The organism is Myroides phaeus (assembly GCF_009799805.1).
In the GTDB taxonomy this organism is placed as follows: Bacteria; Bacteroidota; Bacteroidia; order Flavobacteriales; family Flavobacteriaceae; genus Flavobacterium; species Flavobacterium phaeum_A.
The window spans coordinates 732,492-751,228 of sequence record NZ_CP047050.1; the positions used below are offsets into that span (position 1 = coordinate 732,492).

At 33.7% G+C, this 18,737-nt stretch carries 21 protein-coding genes; 13 read left to right on the forward strand and 8 right to left on the reverse strand.

What is annotated here, in order from left to right:
- Nucleotides 1-121 precede the first annotated feature (121 nt).
- Nucleotides 122-949 (forward strand): endonuclease/exonuclease/phosphatase family protein, encoded by an 828-nt coding sequence (locus tag GQS07_RS03375; protein WP_158209613.1) that lies wholly within the window; start codon nt 122-124, stop codon nt 947-949.
- 49 nt (nt 950-998) lie between these two features.
- Here the strand turns inward: GQS07_RS03375 and GQS07_RS03380 are convergent, their stop codons facing one another.
- The 4 genes from GQS07_RS03380 to rimP form a co-directional block, all read right to left on the reverse strand.
- Nucleotides 999-1,673, reverse strand: coding sequence for a zinc metallopeptidase (locus GQS07_RS03380; protein ID WP_090407861.1), 675 nt, complete (start codon nt 1,671-1,673; stop codon nt 999-1,001).
- 119 nt (nt 1,674-1,792) lie between these two features.
- The gene (infB, locus tag GQS07_RS03385; RefSeq protein ID WP_158209614.1) at nt 1,793-4,741 is read right to left on the reverse strand and encodes a translation initiation factor IF-2; all 2,949 of its coding nucleotides are present in this window, start codon (nt 4,739-4,741) and stop codon (nt 1,793-1,795) included.
- 46 nt (nt 4,742-4,787) lie between these two features.
- Entirely contained in the window at nt 4,788-6,026 is a 1,239-nt protein-coding gene (gene nusA / locus GQS07_RS03390; RefSeq protein WP_090407867.1) for a transcription termination factor NusA, read from the reverse strand.
- Nucleotides 6,027-6,041: 15 nt separating this feature from the next.
- Nucleotides 6,042-6,509, reverse strand: coding sequence for a ribosome assembly cofactor RimP (gene rimP / locus GQS07_RS03395; protein ID WP_158209615.1), 468 nt, complete (start codon nt 6,507-6,509; stop codon nt 6,042-6,044).
- Between the two features lie 169 nt (nt 6,510-6,678).
- On the opposite strand from rimP, the gene GQS07_RS03400 reads away from it, so the two are divergent.
- The gene (locus tag GQS07_RS03400) at nt 6,679-7,506 is read left to right on the forward strand and encodes a universal stress protein (RefSeq protein ID WP_158209616.1); all 828 of its coding nucleotides are present in this window, start codon (nt 6,679-6,681) and stop codon (nt 7,504-7,506) included.
- A 495-nt stretch (nt 7,507-8,001) separates the two neighbouring features.
- Here GQS07_RS03400 and GQS07_RS03405 read toward each other — a convergent pair whose 3' ends face one another.
- From GQS07_RS03405 to GQS07_RS03420, 4 genes are read right to left on the reverse strand one after another with little or no spacing between them, the layout of a single operon-like run.
- Nucleotides 8,002-8,826 (reverse strand): mechanosensitive ion channel family protein, encoded by an 825-nt coding sequence (locus GQS07_RS03405; RefSeq protein ID WP_233269306.1) that lies wholly within the window; start codon nt 8,824-8,826, stop codon nt 8,002-8,004.
- Nucleotides 8,810-9,037 carry a hypothetical protein gene (locus GQS07_RS03410; protein WP_158209617.1) on the reverse strand — a complete coding sequence of 76 codons (228 nt, stop codon included), beginning with the start codon at nt 9,035-9,037 and terminating at the stop codon, nt 8,810-8,812. The genes GQS07_RS03405 and GQS07_RS03410 overlap by 17 nt, the downstream gene beginning before the upstream one ends.
- Nucleotides 9,038-9,039: 2 nt before the next feature.
- Nucleotides 9,040-9,621 (reverse strand): RNA polymerase sigma factor, encoded by a 582-nt coding sequence (locus GQS07_RS03415; RefSeq protein ID WP_158209618.1) that lies wholly within the window; start codon nt 9,619-9,621, stop codon nt 9,040-9,042.
- 58 nt (nt 9,622-9,679) lie between these two features.
- Nucleotides 9,680-10,273, reverse strand: a complete 594-nt coding sequence (locus tag GQS07_RS03420) for a riboflavin synthase (protein ID WP_158209619.1) — start codon at nt 10,271-10,273, stop codon at nt 9,680-9,682.
- A gap of 58 nt (nt 10,274-10,331) precedes the next feature.
- Between GQS07_RS03420 and pdxA the strand changes: the two genes are divergently transcribed.
- The 11 genes from pdxA to GQS07_RS03475 all read left to right on the forward strand — a co-directional run bounded on the left by pdxA (nt 10,332) and on the right by GQS07_RS03475 (nt 18,736).
- The gene (pdxA, locus tag GQS07_RS03425) at nt 10,332-11,402 is read left to right on the forward strand and encodes a 4-hydroxythreonine-4-phosphate dehydrogenase PdxA (protein WP_158209620.1); all 1,071 of its coding nucleotides are present in this window, start codon (nt 10,332-10,334) and stop codon (nt 11,400-11,402) included.
- A 50-nt stretch (nt 11,403-11,452) separates the two neighbouring features.
- A complete protein-coding gene (locus tag GQS07_RS03430) occupies nt 11,453-12,073 on the forward strand; it encodes a YceD family protein (protein ID WP_158209621.1) in 621 nt (206 codons plus the stop codon).
- A gap of 9 nt (nt 12,074-12,082) precedes the next feature.
- Entirely contained in the window at nt 12,083-12,280 is a 198-nt protein-coding gene (rpmF, locus tag GQS07_RS03435) for a 50S ribosomal protein L32 (RefSeq protein ID WP_010251658.1), read from the forward strand.
- A gap of 162 nt (nt 12,281-12,442) precedes the next feature.
- Nucleotides 12,443-13,441, forward strand: coding sequence for a beta-ketoacyl-ACP synthase III (locus GQS07_RS03440; protein ID WP_090407889.1), 999 nt, complete (start codon nt 12,443-12,445; stop codon nt 13,439-13,441).
- A gap of 25 nt (nt 13,442-13,466) precedes the next feature.
- Entirely contained in the window at nt 13,467-13,952 is a 486-nt protein-coding gene (accB, locus tag GQS07_RS03445; protein WP_158209622.1) for an acetyl-CoA carboxylase biotin carboxyl carrier protein, read from the forward strand.
- Nucleotides 13,953-14,026: 74 nt separating this feature from the next.
- Complete coding sequence (gene accC, locus GQS07_RS03450) at nt 14,027-15,379, forward strand: acetyl-CoA carboxylase biotin carboxylase subunit (protein WP_158209623.1); 1,353 nt, start codon at nt 14,027-14,029, stop codon at nt 15,377-15,379.
- A gap of 235 nt (nt 15,380-15,614) precedes the next feature.
- On the forward strand, nt 15,615-15,815 hold the full coding sequence (locus tag GQS07_RS03455; RefSeq protein WP_090407898.1) for a cold-shock protein: 201 nt from the start codon (nt 15,615-15,617) through the stop codon (nt 15,813-15,815).
- Nucleotides 15,816-16,022: 207 nt separating this feature from the next.
- Nucleotides 16,023-16,388: an NADH-quinone oxidoreductase subunit A gene (locus GQS07_RS03460; RefSeq protein WP_090407901.1), complete on the forward strand. Its 366-nt coding sequence runs from the start codon at nt 16,023-16,025 to the stop codon at nt 16,386-16,388.
- A gap of 14 nt (nt 16,389-16,402) precedes the next feature.
- Complete coding sequence (locus tag GQS07_RS03465; RefSeq protein WP_158209624.1) at nt 16,403-16,954, forward strand: NADH-quinone oxidoreductase subunit B; 552 nt, start codon at nt 16,403-16,405, stop codon at nt 16,952-16,954.
- Between the two features lies 1 nt (nt 16,955).
- Nucleotides 16,956-17,477: an NADH-quinone oxidoreductase subunit C gene (locus GQS07_RS03470; protein ID WP_090407904.1), complete on the forward strand. Its 522-nt coding sequence runs from the start codon at nt 16,956-16,958 to the stop codon at nt 17,475-17,477.
- Nucleotides 17,478-17,500: 23 nt separating this feature from the next.
- Nucleotides 17,501-18,736 carry an NADH-quinone oxidoreductase subunit D gene (locus GQS07_RS03475; protein ID WP_158209625.1) on the forward strand — a complete coding sequence of 412 codons (1,236 nt, stop codon included), beginning with the start codon at nt 17,501-17,503 and terminating at the stop codon, nt 18,734-18,736.
- The last annotated feature ends 1 nt before the right edge of the window (nt 18,737 follow it).

Consider the following 18,737-nt stretch of genomic DNA (forward strand, 5'->3'; position numbering starts at 1 on the left):
CATCACTATTTTTGCCGTTCCTATTAAATGAGCCCAAAAATAATTCGTGTAAAAATACATCATTTTTACTAATCAACTTTATAAAAAACGCCTAAATACACCCCCTTTAACAAATTTCAAAATGCCTAAATTCAAGTTTTTAAAACTATTAATCGCCTTTATTTTTACAACTCTTCTTTCTCCACAATTGTTTTCTCAAGTCAAAGTGATGACTTGGAATTTGCAAAATATTGGTAAAAGTAAATCAGACGAAACTATTACTTACATTGCTAAAGTAATAAAGCAAACAGATATTATAGCAATTCAAGAAGTCGTAACAAATCCAAGTGGCGCACAAGCTATCGCGAAACTACACGATGAGTTAAATAGAAAATCAGGAGCAAAATGGGAATATGCTATTAGTAAACCTACAGAGAGCTCTCCATACAGATCTGAACGCTATGCTTATCTTTGGAAAACAAAAACGGTCAAGCTAAAAGGAAAACCTTTCTTAGAGCCAACTTATAAAGATGACATTGAAAGAGAACCTTATTTTGCAACCTTTATATACCAAGGAAAAGAGTTTACCATAAGTAGTTTACACGCCTTGCCTAAAAAGCATCAACCTGAAACTGAAATTAAGTACTTGAAATTTCTACCAGACTTATATCCAGATCATAATTTAATTTTCTTAGGAGATTTTAATTTACCTGAAAGTCATTCAGTCTTTAATCCATTAAAGAAACAAGGATATATTTCTTCTTTCGAAAAACAAAAAACAAGTTTAAGACAAAAATGTATTAATGGAGATTGTTTAGCTTCTGAATATGACAACATATTAATACACCCTAAAAAAGTAGATTTAATCAAAGCTAAACCTATCTATTTCTTTGAAGACTTTGAAGACATAACAGAAGCCAGAAAAGTATCAGACCACATTCCAATAATGATAGAAGTCAATATATTATAAACAAAAAAAAGCCTCATTTGAGGCTTTTTTTGTCTATCAAAAGGGGCTATTATCTTCTGCCCATATAAATCATTACATAGTACAACAAAGTACCTAAAGAAGATATTGCAGCAACAACGTATGTACGAGCAGCCCAAGACAGAGCATCCTTAGCTCCAGCATACTCTTGTTGATTCACCATATTCTTACTTTGAAGCCATTTTAAGGCACGATTACTTGCATCGTACTCTACTGGCAACGTAATAAAAGAAAACAGCGTTGTAAGGGCAAATAAAACAATCCCTAACAACAATAACTGCGGAAATGTATTAATCATCAATACTCCTCCTAATAAAATAAAAGGCATAACGCGTGAACTAATGCTAACTGCAGGAACTAATTTAGAACGCATAGTTAACCAATGATAAGCTTGTGCATGTTGCACAGCGTGACCTACCTCGTGTGCTGCTACAGCTGCTGCTGCTGCATTGCGCTCATTATATACTGCTTCACTTAAATTTACCGTTTTGTCAGCAGGGTTATAGTGGTCTGTCAATCTCCCTGGAGTAGATATAACCTTAACATCTCTAATTCCATGATCAAACAACATCTTCTGTGCAATTTCAGCACCACTCATTCCATTTTGTAAATGCACCTTAGAGTACTTATCAAATTTAGATTGTAAGCGATTACCAACGAACCAACTTACTCCCATAATAAGTATCATAAAAATCCAAATTCCCATAACACGTTTTTTTTTAGTTATATACAAATATAACATCAAATGACAAGCCAAACTTTAAAAATGACACAATGGCATAAAAAAAGGGGTTACTTGCGTAACCCCTTTCTAATAATATATTATTATTTAAGTTTTTTCTTAACTTCCACTTCTTGGAATGCTTCAATAACATCGTATTCTTTAATGTCATTGTAGTTTTTAATTTGAATACCACAATCATATCCTTTAGCAACTTCTTTAACATCGTCTTTGAAACGTTTTAAAGCAAGTAACTCACCAGTATAGATAACTACACCTTCACGGATTAAGCGGATTCTTGAAGAACGGAAGATCTTACCATCAGTAACCATACATCCAGCAATTGTTCCAACTTTAGAAATTTTGAACAACTCACGAATTTCAGCACTTCCTGTAACTTCTTCTTTCATCTCTGGAGACAACATACCTTCCATTGCATCTTTCAAGTCATCAATTGCATCATAGATGATTGAGTAATTACGGATATCAATTTCTTCCTTATCAGCTAATTGTTTAGCAGATGCCATAGGACGAACGTTAAATCCGATAATAATTGCGTCAGAAGCAGAAGCTAACAATACGTCAGATTCTGTAATCGCACCAACACCTTTATGAATGATATTGATTTGAATTTCTTCAGTAGATAATTTAGAGAATGAATCAGATAATGCCTCAACAGAACCATCCACGTCTCCTTTTAAGATAATGTTCAACTCTTTGAAGTCTCCTAAAGCAATACGACGTCCAATCTCTGCCAATGTAATATGACGTTGAGCACGTACAGATTGTTCACGAACTAACTGAGTACGTTTAGCAGCAATTTGTTTTGCTTCTTTTTCCTCTTCAAATACATTGAATTTATCACCAGCAGTAGGTGCTCCATCTAAACCTAATACAGAAATTGGTCTTGAAGGTCCAGCTTCTTTCACTGAATTACCACGTTCATCATGCATAGCACGAACTTTACCATGGTTACGACCAGCTAATAAGTAATCACCTACTTTTAATGTACCAGCTTGAACTAATACAGTAGATACATATCCTCTACCTTTATCTAAGAATGCTTCAACAACAGTACCAACAGCTAATTTATTAGGGTTAGCTTTTAACTCTAACATTTCAGCTTCAAGAAGAACTTTTTCAAGTAATTCCGTCATACCAATACCTTGTTTAGCAGAAATATCTTGTGATTGATAAGTACCACCCCACTCTTCAACTAATAAGTTCATAGAAGCTAAACGCTCTTTAATCTTATCAGGATTTGCAGTTGGTTTATCAACTTTATTAATTGCAAAAATAATTGGCACACCAGCCGCTTGAGCGTGGCTAATAGCCTCTTTTGTTTGTGGCATAATGTCATCATCCGCTGCAATTACGATAATAACAATATCAGTAACTTGAGCACCACGAGCACGCATTGCTGTAAAGGCCTCGTGACCAGGAGTATCTAAGAAAGTAATCTTTTGTCCTCCTTCTAACGTTACACCATACGCACCAATGTGTTGTGTAATTCCTCCAGACTCACCAGCAATTACGTTAGCTTTACGAACGTAATCCAATAAAGATGTTTTACCGTGATCCACGTGTCCCATTACCGTAACAATAGGAGCTCTTGGTTGTAAATCTTCTTCTCTATCTGGAGTTTCTTCAATAGCTTCATCAATATCAGCAGTAGTAAAATCTACTTCATATCCGAATTCATCAGCAACAATAGTTAATGTCTCAGCATCTAAACGTTGATTCATTGTAACCATAATTCCTAATGACATACAGCTACCAATCACCTTAGTAATAGGCACATCCATCATCGTAGCAACTTCACCTACAGTAACGAATTCTGTTACTTTCAAGATTCTGTTTCCTGCTTCGATTTCTAACTGCTCCATATCCGTTTTCTTACGGTGTGTATCACGTTTATCACGACGATACTTAGCAGCTTTTGACTTGTTACCTTTACCTTGAAGACGCTCAAGTGTCTCCTTAATTTGGTTTTTAACTTCTTCTTCAGTAGGCTCAGCTTTTACGATAGGAGTAGTATTTCTTCTTTGGTTATTCTTATTACCAAATTTTCCACCACCACTATTGTTCTTGTTGTGACCTCCTCTGTTATTGTTGTTATTCCCTCCAGTATTGTTAGAATTAGTATTATTAGTATTTGTACCCTCACCAGGTTTTGCAATACGTTTTCTCTTATTCTTATTAGCACCCGGAGTACCTTCTTTTTTGTTATCTTTATTAGAAGCGTTACCATTTCCTTTTTTAGGATCTTCTTTTTTCTTCTTAGGCTTATTAAATTGAGACAAGTCAATTGTTTGTCCTGTAAAAGTAGTTCCTGAAAGCTTTTGGTAATTTGTTTTGATTACTTCATCTCCAACTTTTGCATCTGCATTGTTAGTCTCTTCTACTTTTTTAGAATCAACCTTTTTAAATGAAGCATCTTTACCTCCTGTAGATTCCTTTTGTTTTGGTTTTTCTACCTCTTTTTTACCTTCCACTTGTTTACCTGGGTTCGTTACTTTAGATGCCTCTTTCTTAACTTCAGTTTTAGGAGCAGTTTCTTTTTTGCTTTCTACAACTGTATTAGATTCTTTACCCTTACTATCTTTAGCAGGAGCTTTAGCATCTTTTTCTAAAGTTTTATTCACTTTATTTACATCTTCTGAAGGAGCTTTAGTTTTTTTAGGCTCAAGATCTATTTTACCAACCGTTTTAATAGCAGCAATCTCTTCAGCTTTAGCTCTGATGATTTCTTGCTCACGTTTGATACGTAATTCTTCTTGCTTTTTCTTTTCCTCTAGCTCTTTCTCGCGCTCCAATTTAAAAGCCTCTTTCTCTTTCTTTTTCTCTTCACTCACCTCAATAGATGCCTCTTTCTTGCCTTTATCAGCAGAAAATTGTTTACACAAAACGCTATATTCTACTTCAGAAATTTTAGCATTAGGTGTTGCGTCGATATCATGCCCTTTACCTTTTAAAAAGTCAACGGCTCTATCTAGAGAAATATTCAATTCCCTTAAAACTTTATTTATTCTTATTGCTCTTTCTTCAGACATATTATCTTTTTAGTGTATTTAAATGTGTTGTGTTGTTTAGCTGGTGTTAATCTTCGAACTCTTCCTTCAAGATTCTCATCACATCTTCAATTGTTTCCTCCTCAAGATCAGTTCGTTTCATCAACTCATCAACACTAAGACTTAAAACGCTTTTTGCTGTATCCAAACCAATTCTTGCAAATTCTTCAATAACCCATTCGTCGATTTCATCTTTGAATTCTTTCAATTCAACATCATCATCTTCAGGGTTTAGTTCTCTCATAACATCAATATCGTATCCAGTTAACATACCAGCCAACTTGATGTTTTGACCTCCACGACCAATCGCACGAGATACCTCTTCTAAATCTAAATAAACGTTTGCTTTTTTAGCTTCCTCATCGATAACAACTTTGTTAACGCGAGCTGGTGCTAATGCACGTTTAATAAATAAATCTACATTGTTTGTAAAGTTGATAACGTCAATATTCTCGTTTCCTAACTCACGAACAATTCCATGAATACGAGACCCCTTCATACCTACACAAGCACCAACTGGGTCAATTCTATCATCAAATGTATCTACAGCAACTTTCGCTTTTTCTCCTGGAATTCTCACTACTTTTTTTACAGAGATGTGACCATCTGCAATTTCCGGAATCTCTTGTTCAAACAATTTTTCCAAAAATTTAATAGAAGTACGAGACATAATGATTTGTGGTTTTGTACCTTTCAATTCAACAGACTCAATAATACCTCTTACTGTATCACCTTTTCTAAAGAAATCAGATGCAATCTGTTTTTCTTTAGGCAATACGATTTCATTTCCTTCTTCATCCATCAAAATTACAACTTTTGGACGGATGTGATGCACTTCAGCAGAATAAACTTCACCTACGATGTCTTTAAACTGTTTGTACAAAGTAGTATTATCATGTTCAGTAACTTTAGAGTTTAAGTTCTGACGTAACGCTAAAATAGCACGTCTTCCTAATTGCTCCAATTTCACTTCTTCAGAAACTTCTTCTCCTACCTCAAAATCTGGTTCGATTTTACGCGCCTGTGATAATGATATTTCATAATTATCATCCTCTACTTCACCATCATTAACAACAGTACGGTTTCTAAATATCTGGCAATCACCTTTATCTGGGTTAACAATAATATCAAAATTATCATCAGCTCCAAATCTTTTTTTCAACGCATTTCTAAATACATCTTCTAAAATAGCCATCAGCGTTACACGCTCGATATCTTTTTCGTCTTTAAATTCTGAGAATGAATCTACTAAATCTCTATTCTCCATGTGATCTTTATATTTTTAAAATGAAATTATAACATTCGCTTCTTTGATACTCTCAAAAGGAATTACGGCTTCTTTTTCTACCGTTACTTTCCCTTTTCCGACAGGTTTTGGCTCTCTTGTTTTCCACTTAAGAACTATTTTGTCGTCTACAATGCTATCTAATGTAGCTTCGTACTTTTCTTGTTCGTGTGTTACCACTTTTAACTTTCTACCAATATTCTTGTTGTACTGGCGAAACAATTTTATTGGCGAAGCAGCTCCTGACGATGCTACTTCAAGAGAAAAGTCTTCTTCTTCTCTATCCAAATTGTGCTCAATAGCGCGACTAAAATTGATACAATCTTGTAATACTACGCCTTCATCACCATCTATAATAACAGTAATTTTATTATCAGACGATATAGTAAAATCTATAATAAATATAGACGGATACTGCTCTAATGCCTGATCAATTAATTGTTGTACTTTACCTTTTAATGTCATATGCTATAAAAAGAGGGGACGTCTATGTCCCCTCATTATTTAACTTGTTTTAATAAATAACAGCACAAAGATATTAATTTTTTTATTACAAATAAAACTTTTGCCTATTGATAATTATATTCTTAACTTTAAATCACACAAATAAATAGATAAAACAACTAATAATACCATGAAAAAAATACTTGTCCCAACAGACTTTTCTTCTCAAGCTTATAACGCTATAAAAATAGCTGCTGTTCTTGCTAAAAAATCGAACTCTGAAATATTATTATTACACGTTCTTGATTTACCACAACAAGGTAGCGACAGCATAAGCAAAGGTTCTCCGATTCCTGAGGTTATGTTCTTCAAAAATGCTGCTGAACACAAACTAAAAGAGCTTGCTTTATCTGAAATATTCAACGGAGTAAACGTATCTACAAGCTTAATTCTTGAAAGAACTTCTCCTGGTGTTATCAAAACAGCCGAAACAAATGATGTAGATCTAATTGTAATGGGGTCTCACGGGGTAAGTGGTGCTAAAGAATACTTCGTTGGTTCTAATACCCAAAAAGTAGTTCGCACTTCTGACATTCCTGTTCTTGTAATTAAAGGAGACGATGAAGAATTTAACATCAATGATGTTGTTTTTGCTTCTGACTTTTCAGACAATATGAAAGAACCTTTCAAAAGAATATTGCGCTTAAACAACTTACTGAATGCAAATTTACACTTGCTAATGGTTAATACTCCAAATAGCTTCAAACCAACTCACGTAGCAGAAGAAATTTTAAATGACTTCTTACAAGATATTACTGACAGCTCTTTTGATCTTTCAATCTATAATGATTTAAATGTTGAAAAGGGAATTATCAATTTCTCTAAAAAGATTAATGCTGATTTAATTACTATTGCTACACACGGTAGAACAGGATTATCTCATTTCTTCAACGGAAGTATCAGTGAAGATTTAGTTAATCACTCAAAAATATCAGTTTTAACAATCAAAATTGACTAATTATTCTTGACTTGTTTTAAACAAACAAAGTAGTTTAAATATATAACAGTAGTAGACATCCGTTTACTACTGTTTTTTTTTGTACTATTTAAAACTACATTACCTCCTCCACAAACTGAGCGACCGCAAGGCTTATGCGTATCTTGTACAACACTCGTACCACACATCTTCGACACATCGCCCACATTCACTCGGAAAACACCCCTCATTTCCGAACAAGTGTGGTACTTATGTGGTGTCTATGTGGTACAAGAGTCGACTAAGTATAAACAAAAAGCCGCTTCACTTTCGAATACTTCTTCTTGTTCGCCCTATCCTATAAAGAAATATAAGTCCTCTATTAAACAGCGAATCTCCTTTCCCTTTTCAATATCACCAACAAAAAACTGCATAAAAAAAACCGCACCTATACTTTCGTATATGATGCAGTTTAAAAAATATATATTCTTTTGCGCTACGTTGCCAATTATTTTCTATTCAACAAACGCACAATTCTTATTTAATAATTTCAATATGACTTTCTGAAACTTTTGCTATCGGCAAATAATGCTTTTTCCCTTCTACTAATAAACACAAATAGATATTGTCTATGGAAATCACATATCCTTCTAACCCATCAATTCGAATCAATTGACCAAGTTCTAAGTTCTTTCTCGCATAAAATGAATATAGTAGTCTTGTAATAACATCTTTAGACCCTAATCCTAAAGACAGAGCTACTGTTAACAACAAAGCTCCTATTATAATAGAAATATTACTTGTAATAATATCAGTATTTATACCCATTTGGTTTAATGTAGTAATAATTACAAACACTAAAATCAAATAAAAAAGTATATTCCCAATCATACGAGCGCCACTAAAATCGACAGCTTTCAAAACTCCTACAACGGCTTTCTTGATCCAAGAAGCAAAATATAGCCCTCCTACAAAGATTAGCAATGCTACAAAAACCTTAGGAACATAAAGCATTAAATTCCCTACTTCTCGAGAAACAATATCAAGTCCGAATAACTCAGCTCCTACAACAACCATAAGAAAGACAACAAAAATCTTTACAAAAAAGATCAATATACTCTCTACTTTTATTGAAAAGTTTAGCTTACTTAAAAACTCGTTCTCATTTATTAGCTTTTGTATTTTATCTAATCTAATTACTTTAAAAACTTTCTTTAAAATATAAGAAAGCAACTTTACCACTAACCAGCAAAGCAAAATATAACCTACTAAAAAAACAAAGCCCATCAATCCCTTTAACAAAGACCCTGTTACTGAGCTAATCATTTGGCTTGGATACTCAAAACTATAAAGTTCCATCATTCTTACTATTTTTAATTTTCTCGATTATTTCGTTTTCTCTTTTTATATCTTTTTCTCCCATTAAGCTTTGGATTGTCTGAGGAATTTTAACGGTATATAACTCTGACATATCCAATGACAACTTAATAAAATTAAGATTATCTATTACCCTATCCTTTAAGTAATCTGGTAATTTTTCATCCTGAAGTATTTTTTTGAACGGATTATCCATAATTACAATGAGTTATAAATTTCTACAATTCTTTTCTTAGCTCTATGAAGACGCATTCTAACAGCGCTTTCTCCCAAATCTAACAAGGCAGATATTTCCTTAATAGGCTTATCATCTTGATATTTCATCAATAATAGAATCTTATCTTCAGAATCAAGCCTTACTAAAGACTCTTGTAACTTACCAACACTTAATGCAAAGATTTCTTCATCACTGATTTCATCTTCAACTGCAATATCATATTGATTTTCGTCGCTCAAATTCTCTTCTTTTCTCTTTTTCTTTAAAACCGATTTAGAATAATTTACACAATGGTTATATGCAAATGAGTAAATCCAAGTAGAAAACTTTGAATCCCCTCTAAAGTTCTTCAAATTCAAATATAATTTAACAAAGATATCTTGTGTTAAATCTTCTGCTACATCTCTTGACTCTGCAAAACCCAGACATTTTCCAAAAACTTTCTGCGCATACCTATCGTAAAGTATTCCAAATAAATTAGTATTACCGCTATGAACAATAAACTGAACCAGTTCTTCATCATTCATCGCCGCAAAATTACTATTCTGTGAATTAAACTTCATACTTTTTATTTACGCATACAAATTAAACTTTTTTATAGATAAAAGCTAAAATGTAAAACTATAATTTACCAACACTCATCAACTTAGCAACATATTTACCAACCACATCGAACTCAAGATTTACCTTTGTTCCTATCGTATAGTTCTTAAATATCGTATGCTCTATTGTAAACGGAATAATAGCTACTTTAAATGTATTAACACCAGAATCAACAACTGTTAAGCTTGTTCCATCAATCGTAATTGACCCCTTCTCTATAGTAACGTGTTGTGAATCATTCTTATATTCAAAACCAAAATAGGTACTTCCTCCCGCTTCTTCAATAGAAATACATTCTCCAATATGGTCCACGTGTCCCTGAACTATGTGTCCATCCAAACGCCCATTAAAAAGCATTGCTCTTTCTAAATTTAACTCTTGACCTTCTTGCCAATAACCAACAGTAGTTACAGCTATTGTCTCTTTAATAGCAGTTACACGGTAACTGTCACCTTCTACAGCAACAACCGTTAAACAAATACCATTGTGTAAAACACTCTGATCTACCTTAAGTTCTTGTGCAAAACCACATTGTACAGTAATATGTAAATTCTCTTGTTCTTTTACAATACTTTTTATTTTTCCGATGTTTTCAACAATACCTGTAAACATAACTCCATTTATTTTTATTAAATTTGCTTTCAAAAGTAGCAATAATTTAAACGAAACTATGAGCCAGAAAGAAGAAATTATAAAAGTAGGGATCTCAATAGGAGACCTAAATGGAATTGGCAGTGAAGTTATACTCAAATGTTTCGAGGACAGTAGAATGCTTGAAATTTGCACTCCTATAATATTTGGAAATTCAAAACCTCTATCATACGTTAAAAAAACAATAGGAAATAATACTGCTATTCAAGGAATAGATAGTCTATCACAAGTTATCCCAAATAAATTAAACGTTTACAATCTTTGGAAAGAAAACATCAACATTTCTTTTGGAAAAAACGATCCTTTAGTTGGAAAATATGCAATTAAATCATTCATAAGCGCTACTGAAGCATTAAAAAATGGTGAAATTGACGTTTTAGTTACAGCTCCTATAAATAAATATAACAGTGTTGACGAAGAGTTCAAATACCCTGGGCATACAGACTACTTAAACGAACAATTAGAAGGAGATGCCTTAATGTTCTTAGTTAGTGATGAGTTAAAAATAGGATTACTTACAGATCACCTACCTATTCAAGATGTAGCAAAAGCAATCACACCTGAATTGATAGAACAAAAGGTAAAAACAATCAATAATACCTTAAAAAAGGACTTTAACGTATTTACTCCAAAAATTGCCGTTTTAGGATTGAACCCTCACGCTGGCGACGGAGGTGTTATCGGTAAAGAAGAAATAGAAACAATTATCCCGACCGTTAAAAAATTACACGAAGAAGGAATTTTAGTATCTGGTCCCTTTGCCGCTGATGGATTCTTTGGCTCTGAAACCTATAAACATTTTGATGCAGTAATTGCTTGTTACCACGACCAAGGATTAGCTCCTTTTAAAGCAATTTCGTTTGGAAAAGGTGTAAATTATACAGCAGGACTTGACAAAATTAGAACCTCTCCTGATCACGGAACAGCTTATGAAATAGCAGGAAAAGGATTAGCAGACGTAACTTCTTTTAGAGAAGCTGTGTACTTAGCTATAGATATCTATAATAATAGAAACAGAAATTTAGAATCTGCTAAGAACCCATTACAGCCTCAAGAAAAAGATTTTAGTACAAAAAAAATTGATAATTAGCTTGTAATTGTAATTATTTTTTATCTTTGCACGCTCAAATCATGTATTCCATGAATATTGAAAAAAACTTTTCAATTCACTTTACTGGATTGAAAAACGGTAAGCATACGTTTGAATTTAAGGTTGACAATAGTTTTTTTGAAAACTATAATTACGACGATTTCAACAACATAAATGCTGATATAACAGTACTTCTTGACAAAAAAAGTACCTTGTTAGAATTAAATATCGCAGTAAATGGTATTGCAAATGTACCTTGCGATGTAACAAATGTAGATTTTGACCTTCCGATTGAAGGAAATATCGACATAATTGTTAAGTTTGGCGAAGAATACAACGATGATCACGATGAGATATTAATCATCCCATTTTCTGAACATCAAGTAAACGTTGCTCAATACATATATGAAATAATTGCTCTGGCTATTCCACAAAAAAGGGTTCACCCTGGTGTTTTAGACGGAACATTAGATTCTGAAGCTTTAGATATATTAGGATATCGAGGTGCTTATGATCAAGAAATAGATGATTTGTTTGAAGACGATGATTTATTTGATGATTTAGATCTTGACGATATTGATGAAGAGGAAGAAATAGAAGAAGATATTAAAGATAATGACAATATTGACCCTCGTTGGTCAGAATTAAAGAAACTATTAACGGATAAATAATATAGTAAAATGGCACATCCTAAGAGAAAAACCTCGAAAACAAGAAGAGATAAGAGAAGAACTCATTACAAAGCAGTAGCTCCAACTATCGCTACTTGTCCAGTAACAGGAGAAGCTCACTTATTCCACAGAGCTTACTGGCATGAAGGAAAACTTTACTACAGAGGGCAAGTTGTAATTGACAAGACTGCTGCAGTAGAGGCATAACTTTTGAAAAGTACAGATTAACTCTCACAATGTGTGAGAGTTTTTTTTTGGACATAAAAAGCCAAAAAAAGTACTTTATAGCTCGGAAAGGCCGAAAATTCGTTTTTTTTTTGTAATTTTCGTCTCTTTTTGGAATGTTTTTATAAAGTAAAGCAACACCATATGACAAAAATACATGCAGCCATTACCGCAGTTGGATGTTACCTGCCGGAAGATAAGCTTACAAATGCTCTTCTGGAAAAGATGGTTGACACTAACGACGAATGGATAACTAGTCGAACAGGAATCAAGGAAAGAAGAATTCTTAAAGCACCTGGTGCTGGAGCTTCTTTTATGGCTATTAAAGCTGCCGAAGATTTACTACAAAAATCAGGAACCGATCCTAAAGACATCGATTTAATCATTTTATCTACTGCTACTCCAGATATGCCAGTTGCTTCAACAGGTGTATATGTAGCAACAAAAATTGGAGCAGTAAATGCTTTTGCTTTTGACTTACAAGCAGCTTGTTCAAGCTTCCTATACGGAATGTCTGTAGCTTCTGCTTATATTGAATCAGGTAAATACAAAAAAGTATTGTTAATTGGTTCTGATAAAATGTCATCAATTATCGACTATACTGATCGTGCAACTTGTATTATTTTTGGAGATGCTGCTGGTGCAGTATTATTCGAACCTAACTCAGAAGGTTTAGGAATACAAGATGAGTACTTACGCAGTGACGGTATCGGTCGTGAATATCTTAAAATTGACGCAGGTGGTTCTATTTTACCTGCCAATGCCGAAACAGTAGCTAACAAACAACATTACGTATTCCAAGATGGAAAAACAGTATTCAAATATGCTGTTTCAAATATGGCCGATGTTAGTGAAAAAATTATGCAACGCAACAACCTTACACACGATGATGTAACTTGGCTTGCAGCACACCAGGCAAACAAACGAATCATTGATGCAACTGCTCATAGAATGGGTCTTGATGATTCTAAAGTATTAATGAATATCGAAAGATACGGAAATACAACATCTGCCACTTTACCACTATTACTTTGCGATTACGAACACCTACTTAAGAAAGGAGATAATATTATTTTCGCTACTTTTGGAGGAGGATTTACGTGGGGTTCTATTTATTTAAAGTGGGCATATACAAAAAAGTAAAAAACAACTAACCAATACATTAGGTATGGATATTAAAGAAATTCAAAATTTAATCAAATTTGTAGCAAAATCAGGTGCTACAGAAGTGAAATTAGAAATGGATGATTTTAAAATCACCATTAAAACAACTGAAGCAGGTAACACTGAGACAACTTACATTCAACAAGTACCTGTTGCATCAGCTATGGCTCAAGCGCCTGTTGCTCAACAAGGTGTTGCTCCTGTAGCAGCTCCAGTTGCTACTGAAGTTAAAGCAGATGATGACTCAAAATTCATTACTGTTAAATCCCCTATTATCGGTACTTTCTACAGAAAACCAGCTCCAGATAAAGAGCCTTTCGCAGAAGTTGGAAAAACAATCAAAACAGGAGATGTAGTTTGTGTAATTGAAGCAATGAAATTATTCAACGAAATCGAATCTGAAATTTCAGGAAAAATCGTTAAAGTATTAGTTGACGACGCTTCACCAGTAGAATTTGACCAACCATTATTCTTGGTAGATCCATCTTAAGAAATTTTTAAAAACAAACTATCGCACTATTTTATAGTACGAATTAACAAGAGTACAAATTAAAGTTTCAAGAGATGTTTAAAAAAATATTAATCGCTAATAGAGGTGAAATTGCCCTACGTGTTATTAGAACATGTAAAGAAATGGGCATAAAAACTGTAGCAGTTTATTCTACTGCAGATGCAGATAGCTTACACGTTCGCTTTGCAGACGAAGCTGTTTGTATTGGACCAGCTCCAAGTAACCTATCTTATTTAAAGATTTCAAATATTATTGCAGCTGCTGAGATTACAAACGCAGACGCAATTCATCCAGGTTATGGTTTCTTAGCTGAGAACGCTAAATTCTCTAAAATTTGTCAAGAACACGGTGTTAAGTTCATTGGAGCTGGACCTGAGATGATTGAACAAATGGGAGACAAAGCAACTGCTAAAGAAACAATGAAAAAAGCAGGTGTTCCAACGGTTCCAGGTTCAGACGGACTTATCGAATCATTAGAACACGCTAAAAAAGTAGCCAAAGAAATTGGTTTCCCTGTTATGATGAAAGCTACTGCCGGTGGTGGTGGTAGAGGTATGAGAGAGCTTTGGAAAGAAGAGGATGTTGAAAAAGCTTGGGAAAGTGCAAGACAAGAAGCAGCTGCTGCTTTTGGAAATGACGGTATGTACATGGAAAAACTTATTGTAGATCCACGTCACATCGAAATCCAAGTTATTGGTGACCAATATGGAAAAGCTTGTCACTTATCTGAACGTGACTGTTCTATCCAAAGAAGACACCAAAAATTAACTGAAGAAACTCCTTCTCCATTTATGACAGATGATTTACGTCAAAGAATGGGTGAAGCTGCTGTAAAAGCAACAGAATACATTAAATACGAAGGTGCAGGAACAATTGAGTTCTTAGTTGACCGTGATAGAAACTTCTATTTCATGGAAATGAACACTCGTATTCAAGTAGAACATACGATTACAGAACAAGTAATTGACTACGATTTAATTAGAGAGCAAATTTTAGTGGCTACTGGTACCCCTATTTCTGGTAAAAACTATATCCCTAAATTACACGCTATTGAATGTCGTATCAATGCAGAGGATCCGTTTAATGACTTCAGACCTGCACCGGGTAAAATTACCACGATGCATGCTCCTGGAGGACACGGAGTTAGATTAGACACTCACGTTTATTCTGGATACTCTATTCCACCAAACTACGATTCAATGATCGCTAAGATTATTACTACTGCTCAAACAAGAGAAGAAGCAATCAACAAAATGAAACGTGCGTTAGATGAATTCGTAATTGAAGGTATTAAAACAACTATTCCATTCCATAGACAACTTATGGATGATCCTAATTATGTAGCAGGTAATTACACTACTGCATTCATGGATACATTTGTAATGAAACCATTGGAAGAAGAATAAAATATAATTTAAAAAGCCAGCTAAATAGCTGGCTTTTTCTTTCTCTACCATTTAAAGAAGCAATAGAAAAGCTTTATTATATCACAATAAATTAACTTTAAAGGCTATGAGCTAACAATCCCGTTTTTTTTAACAGAAAAATGGATTTAATCACTTTTTTAAAAAAAATTAAAAAAAATTAAATTTAGTTAGAAACAAACGCTATATTTGAACATAATTTATTTATTTCAATACAATGCATACAGGTGTAATTAAGTTCTTCAACGAAGACAAAGGATTTGGCTTTATTACTAACGAAGCTACAAAACAAGACATTTTTGTTCACATCACAGGATTAAAAACTAAAAATGTTAGCCAAGGTGATCACGTTTCTTACAACGAAGAAAAAGGTAAAAAAGGATTGATTGCTGTTGACGTAGAAGTGATAGGAAATTAATTTTACGACATATAATTTTCAATTACTAAAAAGCTATTCTTGTAGAAAGAATAGCTTTTTTTATGCCTTTAACTTCTATTTAGAGTTAATCTAAATACATATTGACACTATCGAGTTAAATGCTACAACTCATAGAGTTACAAAACTTTGTAAAACGATACTTCGGCAGTATATTTGTATGTTGTATTAATATAAATACTTTAACTTATGCAGTCAAGTCAACTCGATTTTATACCTATTCTGATGCAAATAGCGCTTGCAGCTGGTTTTGTTTCAATGACAATTTGGGTATCTGGTAAATTAGGACCAAAAAAATCTTCTAAAATTAAAGATAGTACTTGGGAATGTGGATTAGAGTCACTTGGTAGTGCTCGTATCCCTTTCAACGTAAAATATTTCCTGGTAGCTATATTATTCGTATTATTTGACGTTGAAGTAATCTTCTTATACCCGTGGGCTATCAATTTCCAAGAATTGGGATGGGATGGATTAATGAAAATGGGAATCTTTTTATTCCTACTTCTGGTAGGATTACTATATGAATTTAAGAAAAAAGGTCTCGAGTGGGACTAAAAAATCAGAAAGAGATGAGCGATAAAAAATACAATACAGTAGAAGCTCCTGAAGGATATGTAGGAGAAGGATTTTTTGCAACAAAATTAAGTTCTGTAGTCGGATTAGCAAGAGCAAACTCAATGTGGCCTCTTCCTTTCGCAACTTCTTGTTGTGGAATCGAATTTATGGCAACTATGGCTGCTACTTATGACGTGGCACGTTTTGGATCTGAACGTATGAGTTTCTCTCCAAGACAAGCTGATATGTTAATGGTAATGGGTACAATATCTAAAAAAATGGCACCTATCTTACGTCAAGTATACGAACAAATGGCGGAACCAAAATGGGTTATCGCAGTTGGTGCTTGTGCTTGTTCAGGAGGAATTTTTGATACTTACTCTGTATTACAAGGAATTGATAAAGTTATCCCTGTTGATGTTTATGTGCCTGGATGTCCTCCAAGACCTGAACAAATTTTAGATGGGGTACTTAGACTACAAGAAATCATAAAATCTGAATCTGTTAATAGACGAGGAACTAAAGAATACGATGATTTATTAGATTCTTACAACATAAACAAATAGTATGGCATTAGATAATAATACAATTCAAAAGAAACTAATTGACAACTTCGGTATGTCAGTATCAGAATTTCATGAACAACATGGAATGTTAGCATTTGAAGTTGCTTCTAATGATTTACATAACATTATTAAGTTTCTAAAAGAAGATTCAGAAATGAACTTCAATTTCCTAACTGATGTTTGTGGAGTTCACTATGCAGAAAACCCTGATAACAGACAATTAGCTACTGTATATCATATGCATAATTGGATAGATAATGTAAGAATACGTATTAAAACGTATATAGATATCAAAAATCCTGTTGTTGATTCTGTAACAGATTTGTTTAAAAGTGCAAACTGGCAAGAAAGAGAAACGTATGATTTTTATGGAATTACTTTCAAAAATCATCCGCAATTAAAAAGAATCTTGAATATGGACCAAATGGAATCTTTCCCATTGAGAAAAGAGTTCCCTATGGAAGATTCAGGACGTACTGACAAAGATGATAGATTCTTTGGTAGAACAGTTCATAATTCATAATACAAACTGAAAGGAAAAAGATTATGTCAGACTTATTATTACCTCCTGAAGAGCGTTACGCAAAGCTAATTGAAGAGAAGTTTCAAGAAGATGGAACTGAACTACAAATATTAAATTTAGGTCCTACTCACCCTGCTACTCACGGTATTTTTCAAAACATCATTTTACTTGATGGAGAAAAAGTGATTGATGGTGAAGGTACTGTAGGATATATACACAGAGCATTTGAAAAAATAGCTGAAAACAGACCATTCTTTCAAATTAACGTACTAACAGATCGTTTAAATTACTGTTCGTCTCCTATCAACAATACTGCTTGGTGGATGACTGTTGAAAAAGCATTAGGTATTGATATCCCTAAAAGGGTACAATATATGCGAGTAATCGTAATGGAGTTAGCTCGTATTGCTGACCATATTGTATGTAGTTCTGTTATGGGAGTAGATACAGGGGCCTTAACTGGTTTCTTATATGTATTCCAATACAGAGAGAAAATATACGAAATATTTGAAGAAATTAGTGGTGCTCGTTTAACTACTAATATGGGACGAATTGGTGGTTTCGAAAGAGACTGGAGTCCAAAAGTATATCAACTTATTGATGAATTCTTAGCTGAATTCCCCGCTATTTGGAGTGAATTTGAAGGTCTATTAACTCGTAATAGAATTTTCATGGACAGAACAATTGGCGTAGGTGGAATATCTGCTGAAGAGGCTATAAACTTTGGTTTTACAGGACCAAACTTAAGAGCTGCAGGTGTAGATTACGACGTTCGTATTGCAACTCCTTACTGCTCTTATGAAGATTTTGACTTTGAAATTCCTGTAGGAACAAGCGGTGACTGCTATGATAGATTCTGTGTTAGAAATGCAGAGGTTTGGGAGAGTTTAAAAATTATCAAACAAGCTTTAGACAAAATGCCAGAAGGACCTTACCACGCAGATGTACCAGATTACTACCTTCCTCCTAAAGAAGACGTGTACACAAATATGGAAGCTCTAATTTATCACTTCAAAATTATTATGGGAGAGATTCCTGTACCTGTTACAGAATTGTATCACCCTGTTGAAGCAGGTAATGGAGAATTAGGTTTCTACCTTATAACTGATGGTAGTAGAACACCTTATCGTTTACACTTTAGAAGACCTTGTTTCATTATCTATCAAGCATATAATGATATCGTGAGAGGTGGAATGCTTTCAGATGCGATTATCACTTTGTCAAGTTTAAATATTATTGCAGGAGAATTAGACGCTTAAT